Origin of the sequence: Terrirhizobium terrae, from assembly GCF_030323265.1 — a bacterium.
Taxonomy (GTDB): domain Bacteria; phylum Pseudomonadota; class Alphaproteobacteria; order Rhizobiales; family Rhizobiaceae; genus Neorhizobium.
Genome location: NZ_CP104992.1, coordinates 2,807,288 through 2,821,566, shown reverse-complemented (window position 1 = coordinate 2,821,566; position 14,279 = coordinate 2,807,288). Strand labels below are relative to the sequence as shown.

9 protein-coding genes and 3 pseudogenes are annotated in these 14,279 nt (G+C 63.7%); all 12 read right to left on the bottom strand.

Annotation, left to right across the window (positions count from 1 at the left end):
• Positions 1 to 82 precede the first annotated feature (82 nt).
• The 12 genes and pseudogenes from N7E02_RS21750 to N7E02_RS21695 all read right to left on the bottom strand — a co-directional run bounded on the left by N7E02_RS21750 (position 83) and on the right by N7E02_RS21695 (position 14,147).
• Positions 83 to 1,633: pseudogene (locus N7E02_RS21750) on the bottom strand (Do family serine endopeptidase).
• Between the two features lie 211 nt (positions 1,634 to 1,844).
• The gene (locus tag N7E02_RS21745) at positions 1,845 to 2,042 is read right to left on the bottom strand and encodes a hypothetical protein (RefSeq protein ID WP_286579689.1); all 198 of its coding nucleotides are present in this window, start codon (positions 2,040 to 2,042) and stop codon (positions 1,845 to 1,847) included.
• 281 nt (positions 2,043 to 2,323) lie between these two features.
• A complete protein-coding gene (locus N7E02_RS21740; protein ID WP_286583975.1) occupies positions 2,324 to 2,776 on the bottom strand; it encodes a cytochrome c-type biogenesis protein in 453 nt (150 codons plus the stop codon).
• Positions 2,777 to 2,977: 201 nt separating this feature from the next.
• Positions 2,978 to 4,975: a heme lyase CcmF/NrfE family subunit gene (locus N7E02_RS21735; RefSeq protein WP_286579688.1), complete on the bottom strand. Its 1,998-nt coding sequence runs from the start codon at positions 4,973 to 4,975 to the stop codon at positions 2,978 to 2,980.
• Positions 4,972 to 5,517: a cytochrome c maturation protein CcmE gene (gene ccmE, locus N7E02_RS21730; protein ID WP_286579687.1), complete on the bottom strand. Its 546-nt coding sequence runs from the start codon at positions 5,515 to 5,517 to the stop codon at positions 4,972 to 4,974. The genes N7E02_RS21735 and ccmE overlap by 4 nt, the downstream gene beginning before the upstream one ends.
• Positions 5,514 to 6,716, bottom strand: coding sequence for a c-type cytochrome biogenesis protein CcmI (gene ccmI / locus N7E02_RS21725; protein ID WP_286579685.1), 1,203 nt, complete (start codon positions 6,714 to 6,716; stop codon positions 5,514 to 5,516). Before ccmI ends, ccmE begins: the two co-directional genes overlap by 4 nt.
• 158 nt (positions 6,717 to 6,874) lie before the next feature.
• Positions 6,875 to 7,305, bottom strand: a pseudogene (locus N7E02_RS21720) (RT0821/Lpp0805 family surface protein).
• Between the two features lie 225 nt (positions 7,306 to 7,530).
• Positions 7,531 to 8,903 (bottom strand): annotated as a pseudogene (locus N7E02_RS21715) (ATP-binding protein).
• A gap of 53 nt (positions 8,904 to 8,956) precedes the next feature.
• Positions 8,957 to 9,628, bottom strand: coding sequence for a response regulator transcription factor (locus tag N7E02_RS21710; RefSeq protein ID WP_286579683.1), 672 nt, complete (start codon positions 9,626 to 9,628; stop codon positions 8,957 to 8,959).
• Positions 9,629 to 9,705: 77 nt separating this feature from the next.
• A complete protein-coding gene (locus N7E02_RS21705; RefSeq protein ID WP_286579682.1) occupies positions 9,706 to 9,969 on the bottom strand; it encodes a hypothetical protein in 264 nt (87 codons plus the stop codon).
• A gap of 117 nt (positions 9,970 to 10,086) precedes the next feature.
• Positions 10,087 to 10,278: a hypothetical protein gene (locus tag N7E02_RS21700; RefSeq protein ID WP_353622839.1), complete on the bottom strand. Its 192-nt coding sequence runs from the start codon at positions 10,276 to 10,278 to the stop codon at positions 10,087 to 10,089.
• Between the two features lie 71 nt (positions 10,279 to 10,349).
• Entirely contained in the window at positions 10,350 to 14,147 is a 3,798-nt protein-coding gene (locus N7E02_RS21695) for a baseplate multidomain protein megatron (RefSeq protein ID WP_286579681.1), read from the bottom strand.
• Positions 14,148 to 14,279 lie beyond the last annotated feature (132 nt).

Sequence of the window (14,279 nt, the reverse complement as noted above, 5' to 3'; positions counted from 1 at the left end):
TCTTCGGTTCGGATCCTGCGGTCAAGCCTGGAGGTGCCACTCCCGCGGGATCACTCGGATGGTCGGGGCTTAAACCCGGCCGTTAGCCTTCGTTGATCGGCAGGGCCACGAAGCGGCTCGCACCGTTGGCTTCGACCTGGAAGAGCGCACGGGTGCGGCCGTCCTTCTTGGCCTGGTCGAGAACCTCGCCGACATCAGCGGCGGATCTCGACCTTCTTGTTGTTAACCGAGACGATCTTCTCGCCGTTCTTCAGGCCGCGGGCAGCGGCTTCCAGATCCGGGTCCACGTCGGTCACGGCCAGGCCGGAACCGTCTTCAGCCGGAGCGACCGTGATGCCGAGGCTCGTCAGGGCCTGCTCGCTTGCCGGAGCCGGATCATCCGGCTGCTCGGTTTCGGCGGAGGCCGCTTCGTCGCTTGCCATGTTGCCGAGCGTCACCGGAAGGGTCTGCTCCTTGCCGTCGCGCCAGAGATCTACGTCTACCTTGGTGCTGGGGCCGAAGGCCGCGACACGACGTGCAAGGTCACGGGCGTCCTTGATCGGCTGGCCGTTGACGGCGCGGATGATGTCACCCTGCTTGATGCCGGCTTTCTGGCCAGGCGAACCTTCCTGCGGAGCAACCACCAGCGCACCGGAGGCATCCTTCAGGCCGAGCGAGTCGGCAATGTCCTGGGTGACCGGCTGGATCTGAACGCCGAGCCAGCCGCGCTCGACCTTGCCGTCCTTCATCAGGTCGGCGATCACGTCCTTGGCGGTGGAGGCCGGGATCGCGAAGGCGATGCCGACATTGCCGCCGGAGGGTGAGAAGATCGCGGTGTTGATGCCGACGACCTGACCGTTGAGGTTGAAGGTCGGGCCACCCGAGTTGCCGCGGTTCACGGCCGCGTCGACCTGGATGTAATCGTCATACGGGCCGGAGCCGATGTCACGGCCGCGGGCCGAGACGATACCGGCTGTCACCGTGCCGCCGAGACCGAACGGGTTACCGACGGCAACGACCCAGTCACCGACGCGAACCTTGCTGTCATCGGCGAAGTCGACATAGGTAAACTTGCGGGCCGGGGCGTCGACCTTCAGGACGGCAAGGTCGGTACGGCTATCCTTGCCGACCAGCTTGGCGTCAAGCTCGGTGCCGTCGTTGAGCACAACCGTATAGGCCTGGCCATCGGACACGACGTGGTTGTTGGTCACGAGGTAGCCGTCTTCGGAGATGAAGAAGCCGGAGCCCTGGGCGGTCGGGCGCAGGTGATGCGGGCGCGGACCGCCGCGCTCGGCGCGATCCTGATTACGGCCACCGGGAGCCTGTCCGCCGAATTCCTTGAAGAAGCGCTTCAGCGGATGATCGTCCGGCAGTTCGTCAAAGCCGCGACCGCCGAAGTTAAAGGAGAAATTGCTGCCGCTGTCATCGGCGACCGGCTGGGCGTCGGACTGGACGCGCACGGAGACGACGGCGGGGAAACGGCGGATACGACATCCGCGAAGCTCGGTGCCTGCGGCGCAGTCACGGCGACCGGCGCGGCGAAAGAGGACATGACCTGGGCCGGAATACCGGTCGAAAGCATCACGGCGGCGAGGCCGGCAACGGTCGAAGTCTTCAGCACTGTCTTGAGGGAGGGACGTCCAATTGTGCTCATAGTGAAAGCTACCTTCTTTCTTCGTCACTCAATCTTGCCGGCTTGTCCGGCGTCGTTGGGATGACTGAGATATAGGAGCCGTCACCTTAACTGCAGGTGGCTAGAGCATGAAATGTTCGTAATATTTGGAAATGTTCGAGACACAAACGCCCGCCGAAAAGCAAAAAGGGCGAGCCGATGGCCCGCCCCTTTGAAGATCTCGTGCCGGCTATCAGGCAGCCTGCTCGGCGTCGAAATGACCGCACCAGTCGTTCGAGGCAACGACCGGCCACAGACCGCGGGCGTTTGCTTCCGGCTGCGAAACCGGCGGGTTGAAACGACAGAGACCAGCGTTCTCGACGGCGGCGCCGCCGTTTGCAGCGTGGTCTTCGTAGAACGAGCAGGCCTTGCAGGATGCGCTCTTCGACATGAGAAATCTCCTTTGGGGTTATTCCGGACCCAAAACTTGAGACCCGAATTCATAATATTAGAATTATTCTAAACTGATAATCCATTGTTTGGCAATAGGAATTCGGCGTGGCAAGTGAAAAGCCGCGTTTCTGCTGAAAACGCTCGAGAACGATGCCCATCAAGGCGACCGGATCAGGGAGATGTCACGGGAGAGTCGAAGCTGCGCCGGCAAGGGCGTGCGCAATTTTGCTCGGGCAGGAAAAGCACGGCGCTTCGAAACCGAATCACGGCCGACCGAAATCAGCCCTTCGAGAGTTCCTCGATACGGGCCTTCTCTTCATCCGACAGAGGCGCGACCACCTTCTGCGACGGCCGGCTGCGGACGAACAGGATGATCGCCAGAACTCCAATCAAAAGAAGCCCGATCGGTGCTGCCCAGAGAATGATCGTCTTCAAGCTCAGACGCGGATTGAGGAGCACGAACTCGCCATAGCGCGAGACGACGTAATCCATCACCTCAGCATCCGTATCCCCATCCGTCAGGCGCTCACGCACGAGAACACGCAGGTCCTTGGCAAGCTCGGCATTCGAGTCGTCGATCGACTGGTTCTGACAGACCATGCAGCGCAGCTGCGCCGAAATCTGCCGCGCCCGATGCTCCAGCGCAGGATCTTTGAGCACTTCGTCGGGATTGACGGCGAAGGCGTTGATGGGGGTGAGGAATGCGAACAGGACAGCAAGGACGAACGCAATCCGCCCCCTCTGCCCTGCCGGGCATCTCCCCCACGAGGGGGAGACCGGCCAGACGCGCTGCCTCGCGCAAATCGCCCTCTGTATCGCAATCGGAATTCGACGCCGAATAACCGGGCGACAATCGCGCCCTTGTGATCTCCCCCTTGTGGGGGAGATGGCCGGCAGGCCAGAGGGGGTGCCGCAGCAACCGGGCGAACATCTTCATTCCGCCGGCTCCATGACAGGCTTGCCCGCCTTGACCGGCTTCGCCTTGCGGCTCGGAGCACCGACCCGCAGCCTGCGATCCGACAGCGACACGAAGCCACCGAACATCATGATCAGCGCGCCGCCCCAGATGCAGACGATCAGCGGTTTCCACCAGATGCGCACGACGATGCCGCCGCCATCCATCGGATCACCGAGGGAAACGTAAAGCTGGCTCAGCCCGAAGGTCAGAATGCCTGCCTCGGTGGTCGGCATGCGCCGCGCCGTATAAAGCCGCTTCGACGACCAGACATCGGCCACCGTGGCACCGCCCTGCCGGACGGTAAAGTGTCCGCGATCCTCGGTATAGTTCGGGCCGATCGCCTCGCGGAAACCGTCGAAAGTCAGCGAATAGCCGCCAGCTTCCGCAGTCTGCCCCTGCTTCATCTCGACCACCGTCTCGGTGCTGAAGGCCGAGGCGGCGACGATGCCGATCACGGTCACGCCGAGGCCGAAATGGGCGATCGCCGTGCCCCAGGCGGAGCGCGGAAGGCCTTTCAGGCGCGAGATCGACGTCTTCACAGGCACCTTGCCGAAATTGCCGCGATACCAGAGGTCGGCGACGGCGCCGAGCATGCCCCAGCAGCCGAGCGCCAGGCCGAAGACCGCCATGACCGGACCGCCATTGCGCATGTACCAGAGCGCCAGACCGGCAAGCAGCGCCAGCCCCGCGAATACCCACAGCCGCTGCAGCGCGCCATAAAGATCGCCACGCTTCCAGGCCAGCATCGGGCCGAGCGGCACCGCGATCAGCAGCGGCAGCATCAGCAGGCCGAATGTCATGTTGAAGAAGGGCGCGCCGACGGAAATCTTTTCACCGGTCAGCGTCTCCAAAACCAGCGGATAGAGCGTGCCGGTCAAGACGGTCGCAGTACAGACGGTCAGGATCAGGTTGTTGAGAACGAGCGAGCCCTCGCGCGAGATCGGCGCGAACAGACCACCGGCCTTCAAGGTTGGCGCGCGCCAGGCAAACAGCGTGAAGGCGCCGCCGATGAAGATGGCGAGAATGCAGAGAATGAAGATGCCGCGCGACGGGTCGGTGGCAAAGGCATGGACGGAGGTCAGCACGCCGGACCGCACGAGGAAGGTGCCGAGCAGCGACAGCGAGAAGGTCATGATCGCCAGAAGCACGGTCCAGATCTTCAGCGCCTCACGCTTTTCCATGACGAGCGCCGAATGCAGCAGCGCCGTGCCGGCGAGCCATGGCATGAAGGAAGCATTCTCGACCGGATCCCAGAACCACCATCCGCCCCAGCCGAGCTCGTAATAGGCCCAGTAGGAGCCCATGGCGATGCCGGCGGTGAGGAAGGTCCAGGCGGCGAGCGTCCAGGGCCGCACCCAGCGCGCCCAGGCAGCATCGATACGCCCTTCGATCAGCGCCGCGACGGCGAAGGAGAAGCAGACCGAGAAGCCGACATAACCGAGATAGAGAAGCGGCGGATGGATGGCGAGGCCGAAATCCTGCAACACCGGATTCAGATCCTCGCCCTCGGCCGGTGCAGGCGAGAGGCGCAGGAACGGGTTGGAGGTGAGCAGGATGAACAGCATGAAGGCGAGCGAGATCCACGCCTGCACGGCAAGCACCGTCGCCTTCAACGTTTCAGGCAGGTTGCGCCCGAAGAGTGCCACCAGCGCGCTGAACAGGACGAGGATCAGCAGCCAGAGCAGCATGGAGCCCTCGTGATTGCCCCAGACGCCGGAATATTTGTAGACGAGCGGCATCAGCGAATGGGAATTCTCCCACACGTTCTTCACCGAGAAGTCGGAGACGACATAGGCCCATGTGAGCGCCGCGAACGAAATCACGACCAGTGCAAACATGACGAGCGAGCCGGTCGTCGCCAGCGCCATCATGTTGGCGTCGCGGCGCCTTGCGCCGATCATCGGCAGGGTCGAGACGATGATCGCTGTCGCGAGCGCCAGAACCAGCGCGTAATGGCCGATTTCGACGATCATGGCGTTGTGCTCCCCACGACCTGCCCCTTTTCATCCATCTTGGATACCGGTTTTGTTTGCTGGCCGCCCTTGGCGCCATCCTTGGCAGGCGCCATGCCCTTGCCGGTTCCGTCTTCCCATACACCGTCCTTCTTCAGGCGGTCGGCGACTTCCTTCGGCATGTAGTTCTCGTCGTGCTTGGCGAGCACGCTGTCGGCCACGAAGCCGTGGGTCGCGGCATCGAACGACCCTTCGGTCACCACGCCCTGCCCTTCGCGGAACAGGTCCGGCAGGATGCCGGTATAGCTCACCGGCACCGTCGCCTTGCCGTCGGTCACGGTGAAGCGCACCGTCGATCCCTGCCCGCGCTCGACCGAGCCTTCTTCCACAAGACCGCCGAGACGAATGCGGGTTCCGGGCTGCAGGTTGGCAGCCGCCAGATCGCCGGGCATGAAGAAATAGGCAACCGACTGCGAGAAGGCGAACATCACCAGGAACACGGCGACGATGATGAAGCTCATCCCGCCTGCGATCACCGCCAACCGTTTCTGTTTGCGCGTCATTGCGTAACTCCTTGGGGCGTGACTTGAGGTGCATCGCCCTCCGTCGACAGCCCCATTTCCTGGGCAAGCGCCACAAGCTGCCTGCCTTCCTGTCCGTCGGCCGGGAAGTGGCCAAGCCCGCTCTTCAACGCGACCTGCGCCTTATCCTTGTCGCCCAGCACCATGTAGGATCTTACCAGTCTCAGCCAGCCTTCGATATTCTTCGGATCGCTTTCAAGCTTCGCAGCTAGACTGTCGACCATGCCGCGGATCATGTCCTGCCGATCGCCCTGCGACATGCCCTGCGCCGCCGCGACGTCCTCGGACGTCGGGCCGCCCAACGTCGGGGGTGCGGCAGGCGCGGTCGCCAGCGGGCCGGCGGGCGCGGCCGGAGACGATGCCGTGCCGCCATTCTTGCCGATATGCTCGTTGATCAGCCCCATCCAGGGCGCATCGGGCGGCGAAGCCTTGGCGATTTCCTCGAATGCAGCCTTCGCTTCTTCCGCGCGGCCGCCCTGTTCGAGACCGAGACCGACATAGAAGCGGGCCCGTACGTCACCGGGCTCCAGCCGCACGGCTTTCTCGAAGGCCGAGCGAGCGTCCTCGGTGACGATGCCGTCGCTGGCTGCCACCAGCGTCTCTCCGAGACCGGAGAGACGGGCGGCACTCGGGCCACTCAGGCGAATGGCGTTGCGATAGGCAAGCTCGGCATCGCCGAGCCTTGCCGTGCGGAAATAGATCGGCGCGAGCACGTCCCAGCCGGCGCCGTCATTCGGGTTCTGCGCCAGATGCCGCTCGGCCTTGGCCACCAGCAGCGACAGGTCGTTGCCGGGGTTTTCCAGCCGCGCTTCCAGCGGCTGATCGGGCATGCCTGGGCTGCCCAGCATGATGTAAAGACAGAGCCCGATGGCAGGGGGCGCGACGGTCACGGCGCCAATCGCGAATTTCGTCAGGCGGCCGGCACTTGCGCGCGCTTCGGCGTCGGGTTTTCCGGCAGCGGCCAGCAGGCGCCGACCGATCTCGGCGCGGGCATATTCCGCCTCGCTGTCGCTGATCAGGCCATCGGCCCGGTCGCGATCAAGCTCTTTCATCTGGTCGCGATAGACTTCCACCTCGCCCGCGTGGTCGGAGGCCGGGGCCTCGCTACGCCGGGAAAGCGGATAGAGAAGCGCCGTCGCGACCGCAGCGGTCAGGAGCGCGAGGAGTATCCAAAGAACCATGTTCGCCAATTACTGCAACGGCAGTCACATTCCAACAAGCCGGCCGCAGTTGACGTGAATTTGAGGCGTTTGGCCGCGGCCTGCCCCCGCTCTAATGGACCGCGGCCCAAAAAGCGACCATGATTTATATCAAAATAACCGTGATCGTCGGACGAGCGTCAAATCAACGGCGTCCAGGTTCCGTCCGAATTGCGGCAGGCCGCCCCCGCGCCAGCAGTTCCCGCCCACCGACGGTGACAGTGTGACGATATTGCCGGCAATTCTGCGCACCGACCTGATACGGCGCGCTGGCGGTCACCTCGCCCGAAGCATCATTGCCCTTCCAGCTGATCGCCTGGCCGCCGGACGCCGCTTCAAGCGCGCGATATTCCGCTTCCAGCGCGCGTGCACTATCGCTTGAGGACAGGTCTGCGCCGCTGCGCGAAATAATGCCGCCTTGCAGCGCCGTGATATAGGCGGCCGAAGACGAGGGCCTCGGCGAAAGAAGCCCGCGGGATGCCGTGGACGAGTTGGAAGCCGTCGTGCAGCCGGAGGCGACGGCAAGGCATGAAAGGGTCAACAGCACGGTCGAAAATCTTGAGGATCGCATCGGTTGCTAAACAGTCTCCGGCTGAATTCTTCATGAAGGACAGTCAATCATCGACTGTCGGGGCAGCACAGACAAACACGGGAAATCCCCTTCCCCGATCGGCTGCATTCCTGCTGCTGTCTCAGAACCCGTCTGTCCGCCCTGGCTCCCAAAGATATAGCAGGCGATGCAGGCGTCTAGCGCCCAATGACAGCAACTCTTTAGCCGTTGCTTATCCGCCACATGTCAGCTGCCGTCCTTGACGACGCCCGGCAGCAGAAGAGTTGCCCTCAGACCACCGCGCGGACCACGGTCGAGGCGCAGGACGCCCTGGTATTCTGACGTGATTTCTGTGACGATGGAAAGACCAAGCCCGGCACCAGGCTTACTCTCGTCAAGCCGCCTGCCGCGTTTCAGCGCCTCGACGATCTGCTCAGGCTCCAGCCCGGGACCATCATCCTCGACGACAAGCTGCACCCAGGCGCGGCGGGCCGCGTCGCCCTCGGCCCCCTCAGGCGCACTGGCCGGCATGGCGGAGACATTGACGCCCGTCTTGCAGAAACGGGATCCATTCTCCAGAAGGTTGCCAATCGTCTCCTCCAGGTCCTGCTGCTCCATGCCGATGGCAAGCGTCGACGGGGAGACCGACAGGTTGAATTCCCGCTCGGGATTGAGCCGGCGCATGACCCGCACCAGCCGTTCGAGAACGGGCTCGACCTCGCTGCGGGCCAGAAGAGACTCGCGCTGCGCGGCAATACGGGCGCGGTTCAGATAGGACTGGACCTGGCTCTGCATGGCTTCCGCCTGCGAGCGGACGAGGTCGGCCTGCACCTTCTCGCCGAGCCGCGCCTCGTTGAGCAACACCGCCAGCGGCGTCTTCAACGAGTGGGCCAGATTGCCGACCTGCATGCGCGCGCGCTCGACAATGCGGCGATTGCTTTCGATCAGCGCATTGATGTCGTTGGCAAGCGGCATGATCTCGCGCGGAAAACGCCCCTCCAGCCGCTCCACCTCGCCGCGCCGCACCCGCTCCAGCGAGCGGCGCGCGCCTTTCAGCGGCAGGAGGCCGAAGAGAATGGCCACACCGTTCACCACGAGGCTGCCGAGGCCGAAGATGACGAGCGCGATATAGAGATTGCGGGAAAAGCTCTGGATATCGTCCTCGACGACCGCAAGATTGCCCGACACACGGAAACGCGCCGCACGCCCTCGCCGTCCAGAACCACTTCCGTCTCGGCCACCAGCACATGGTTCCCGAAAGCATCATAGGTCTGGTAGAACCGCTCATAGCGATTGTTGAAGGGCACGCTCAGGATCGTCGGCACCTTGATGTTGGAGGTGCCGAGCGACGACGAGGAAATCGGGCTTGCCGCAAACGTGCCGAGCGGCTCGATGATCCAGTACCAGCCGGTCTCGGGCTGCGAGAAGCGCAGGTCGCCGAGCTGCGGGCTGCCGGAAAGCTTGTTGTCCTCGCCGATCGTCATCGAATTGATGACGTTGTAGAGCTGGGCGCGTAACAGATCGGTGAAGGCGCGTTCGGCCGACTGCCGGTAGAGCGCCGAGATGACGATCGCGATCACCACCAGCGCCACGGCCGACCAGGCGGTCGCCAAAAGCAGAACGCGTGCCGTAAGTGATCTTACTCCCCCATGAAAACTCCTTGGGGTAAGCGCTAGCGGGCATCGGCCGGCGCTTGCATCCGGTAGCCGAGGCCACGCACCGTCTCGATTAGGTCGACGCCGAGCTTCTTGCGCAGACGTCCGACAAACACCTCGATCGTATTGGAATCGCGATCGAAATCCTGATCGTACATATGCTCGACGAGCTCGGTGCGCGACACGACCTCGCCCATGTGATGCATGAGATAGGAGAGAAGGCGGAACTCGTGCGAGGTAAGCTTCAGGGCCACGCCGTCGACGGTCGCCTTGGAAGCCTTGGTGTCGAGCCGCACCGGCCCGCAGACGATTTCCGAGGAGGAATGACCGGCGGCGCGGCGGATCAGTGCGCGCACACGGGCAAGAACTTCCTCGACATGGAAGGGCTTGGCGACATAGTCGTCGGCACCGGCATCGATACCGGCCACCTTGTCGCTCCAGCGGTCGCGAGCGGTCAGCATCAGCACGGGCATGCCCTTGCCGTTTCCGCGCCATTTCTCGACCACGGTGATCCCGTCCATTTCCGGCAGGCCGATATCGAGAACCACCGCGTCATAGGGTTCGGTATCGCCGAGGAAGTGACCTTCCTCGCCATCGAACGCGGTGTCGACGACGTATCCGGCTTCCTTCAAGGCGTCGGAAAGCTGGCGATTGAGATTGACGTCGTCTTCGACCACGAGAATACGCATGAACCGTCCCTTATCTGCTGTGCCTGCGAGCGTCCGGGCTTATCACATTGCCCGATTCATCGCATGGGCCCGGTCTATCACATGGGAACACGGACGGTAACCTTGCGCGGCCGCTCGCCATTGCCCTGAACGAGCACGGTGACGATGCAGGTCTGGCCGTCGGAAGACGGCTGGGCGGACAGGAGCTGACCACCCGTCTCGCGCACGACGCGCGAGGCGGCCGTACCGCAGTCGCCCGCGACCAGAATGAGGTAGTCGCGAGCAACCGCGGACGACGTCGGCGGCAGCGTCGAAAACGCTGTTCCGGCAGCCAAAATCGCGATGATCGGCAGTCGCGCCATATTCCTGCTTCCACTCAATAGACCAACAAGATCATGCCCGAAGCATGTGACGGACTATGTAATGAAACACGGCTGAATGGCAAATGAATGCTCGGTAATGCTGCCGTTAAGCTGCCCCTATCCACTGATCGAGCTCGTCGCGACGAGACGTCCGTAGAGCGCCAGAAGACCGCCCACCGCGCCGGCCAAAGTGACCGCGATATCGGCCAACTGCCCCTGTTCGGCAACGCCGAAATCAACGCCCGCCACCTGCAACACAGAGGCTGCCACGGCAATCAGCGCCCCCAGACCGTCTTCGACTGATACCAAGCCTTGAAACCGTCGACCGGGCCCGAAACCCCGCCATTCATCTGCTCATTCATATGTTCATCTCCTTGTTATCAAAGATTGATCACGGTCCGCGCGGGAATGCCGAACGGCACCGCACGTCCCATCTGCCTCACCCTCACGTCGAGCACCTTCTCACGAGCGCCGAAATCGGCCAGCTCGTCCGCAGCGGAATAGACGAAAGCCGGCGTACCGACTTCCGCGCTCCGCCTCACCTGTCCACCCGCCATCACCTCGACCAGATAGCGTTCGTCCGGCTCGTCCATCGGGATATCCAGCGCATCCCAGCTGTCGGCATCGATCCGGCCACGCCGGATCCAGCTCACCGCGATATCGCCATCCGCCTGCCGCACCGCCTCGACATGCACCGGCGCTAACGGCGTCTGCGCCCGCACGCCCCCGGCAAAGACATAAGGCCCGGACCGACCGGCACCCTGCCCAAGACTTTCCGCCAGCCAGTTCAGCGGGCGGCCCCGTTCTTCACTTCTCAGCCCCAGCGACACGACGGCATCGTCCAGCACGACGCACGCGCTCCCAGCGACGGCACCGGCCGCATTCGCGTCCTCCGTCCCGGCAAGGCCGCGCAAAAGCCCGGACAATCGCCAGCGCTTTGGTGTGATCTCCTCGGCGGTCAGAAAGCCGATGATCTCCCAGACCCCATTGCCTGCCATAACGGCAATCCGGTTTTCACCGGCCAGCACCGTCTCTTCCTCGGCCGAGGAAAGCCCGCCGAAGTAGAGATCGATCTCCAGCACGTTCGCATAGTCGAAACGCCCGACATCACGCGGCGGCAGCGGTGCAGTCAGCACGCCCACCCGCCCCGGCCGCTCCGCGATAACCCGTGTCCGATACCCTTCGTTCGTCGTCGAAGAAGAAACCGCGATCCGCTTCCACGGCCGGCAATAGGCAGCGACGCAGGCGAAGCTTTCCGGCGCGGCATCGGTCAGCCGTGGCAGGTCCATGAAGTGCAGGATCGGCTGGAAGGCATCGGACACGCCTCCGCCCCCCGTCGTATCCCTTGGACCACTGGCCGGCACCCCATGCGAAGGCGGCAGCGGCACATGCCGCCGCGCCTCGATGCGCCGCACCGCCCCTTCCTCGATCCTCTCCACGACGAAGACGCCACTTGGCCCATCCTTCAACCGAAGCGCATCCCCGGTCTCCACAGACTGATCACCCGGCGAGATTGCAAAACTCAGTGTCGTTCGCGCTATCCGCTCCGACCGCAGCGCCGTGTCGACGACGCCAAGCGCCGTCTCTTCGGCCAGCGTCGCCGGCAAGTCATAGCTCAGCACACGCCGGCTTTTGGCGGCAACCGGCCGCGATCGCACGCTCGCCTGCTCGTAATCCAGAACCGGATTGTAGGAGGTCAGCACCGCTTCGGCGGCAAAGTCGCTGTCATGACCACGGTTCTCACTCCACAGCGGCTCATCCTCGATATCGGCCAGAACCGTAATTTCGCGCGGCGCCATGCTCGCCCCCAGCCGCGAGCGGAACCGCAAGATCCCGCCATCCTCGACCGCATCTACCTGAAACGCCGCCATCAGCGGTTCCAGCAGAGCCCGCGCCGAGTTCAGATCTGCCTGAACATAGCCCATAAGTTCACCGGTGACCGCCGAGACATCAAAGTCCTCGATGCCATGGTCAGTCAGGATCGCCGCCATCGCATCCGCCAGCGTCGTCCCGCCGAGCCGACCATTCAGCCAATGCCCGGTCCGCCAATTCCCGCCATCACGCCAGACGGAAAGATCGTCGGGAAAGGCCGGCACCGGCCGCGCATCCCACGTCCAGACGAAGACATGGTCTGGATCGACCATGCCGGCCGGCGCGCCGCCACCCTGCCAATGCTCATGATGCGCTTCGAGAAACCGCCGCTGCTGGCTGTCCGACCGACCACCGGAGGAGAAATAGGGAAGATTGCTCTCCACCGATTTCGGATCGACGAAGACATTCGGCTGGTTCGCCCCCTTGTCCACCGCCGGGCAGCCCAATTCGGTAAACCAGACCGGCTTCATCCCCGGCACCCAGCCCGTCGGCGCCGATCGCTCCGCGCCGTTCACCCGCTCGAAATGCCGGTTCGCCCACCAGCTTTCGATATCCTTGTAGCGAAACACCCAGGGCTTGCCCGCCAGCCCGTCGGTGATCGGCGAGCGTACCCGGTTCAACCGGTCGGCGTCGCTGGCATAATACCAGTCATACCCTTCCCCCGCCGCGATCTGCCCCGCCATGGCTAGGGCATCATCGCGCGAGCCAAACCCATCCGGGTTCGGTCCAGCCAGATCCCCGTCCCGCCAGTCGGAGAGCGGCATGTAATTGTCGATGCCGACAGCATCGATATCCGGTGAAGCCCACAATGGATCGAGATTGAAGAACACGTCCCCCGACCCATCCTGCGGGTGATAGCCGAAATACTCGCTCCAGTCGGCGCCATAGGTAATCTTAGCCTCGGCCCCGACCTTCGCCCGCACATCCCCGGCCAGCTCGACCAGTTCCTCGACAAACGGAAACCGATCCGCCTCATCACGTATCTGCGTCAGCCCGCGCAGTTCCGACCCGATGATGAAGCCATCGACCCCACCCGCATCGTCGACAAGATCCGCATAATGCAGAACCATGCGCCGATAACCGTCTTCTCCCGCACTGAACGCCTCCACCTGCGCCCGCGCCGCAGCACTTCCATCGACCGACCCCGCCCGCCCCGCAGCCGGATGACAGGTGATCCGCCCGCGCCATGGATAGGCCGATTGCTCAGCCCCGCCATAGGGATCGGCAAGTTGATTGCCCGGCGGAACATCCATCATCACGAACGGATAGAGATAGACCTTCAATCCTCGCGCCTTGAGATCCGCAATCGCCGCCTTCACACTCGCATCGCTCGGCGTCCCGCCATAGGCCGGCCCGCCATCCCGCCGGCTGATCAGATGCGCCTCGCCACGCCCCATCCCCGCCACCGACCACGGATCGCTCTCCTCCTGCCGCGCTTCCACCTCGGCACCCGGCACGATGCGGCAATGGCCCGCACGCAGATCGGTCCCGAACCAGGACACGACCAGCGCCACGCGTTCAAGGTTCGGGCAAAGCGCCTGCAACTCATCAAGAGAAGCCTGCCAGTCCGTCAGCGCGGTGGTCGTATGCCGGTTGATGATCCGCCCGCTGCCCTCCCCGGTCTTTTCCGTCACCTGTCGCGTCTGATAACCATGCTCGGTAGCGCCGGGAATGATCGTCACCGCGCGGATCTGGCTCTCCAGCCTGCCAACCGGCCGCAGCACTTCGAACTGCAGGAGCGGAATACGATTGCCGAAAGCATCCAGCGGTAGCCGCTCGAAAACGACATAGGCCAGCCCCCGATAGGCGGGCGCCAAACCCTCGCCCTGCTTCGCCTCGATCAACGGATCGGGCAACTGCTCCTCATCGCCCCGATAGACGCGCATCTCGATCCCGGTCAGGTCGAGCTCCCGACCATCGGCCCAGACGCGCCTGACCGACGCGATCGGCCCTTCGCACAACCCGACCGCGAAATTGGCGAAGTAGCGAAACGTCTCGACCCGCGGCCCCGTCGCCTTGCCGCCGGTCCGCTCGCGCGTCACCTCCTCCTCGAAACGCGTCGCCCAGATCAGCGTCCCGCCGATCCGCGCCGTCCCGTAAAGCCGGTTGATCCCAGTACCTTCATCCGCCCCCGGAATACGCGCCGTCCCCAGCCTTGCGCCCGACATCGTCTGGCTTCCGCCGAGCAGTGCCCGATCAACCGCGCTACCGGCCAAGGCGCCCGCCGCGCGACCGACGATCGCCCCGATCGTACCGAAAACGCCGCCAAGGGCCGCACCCGCAGCCTGAAACAGAAGAGTGGCCATAAGCTCTCCCCACGCGGCCGTGTCTCACCACTGGATGCGCGCAAAAATTGTGATAGCGTGTCGATGTTTGGGAGCAAAGCAGGATGCGCCGAGCCAGCCCGGCGCATCAGCGAAGATAGGCTACGCTGACTT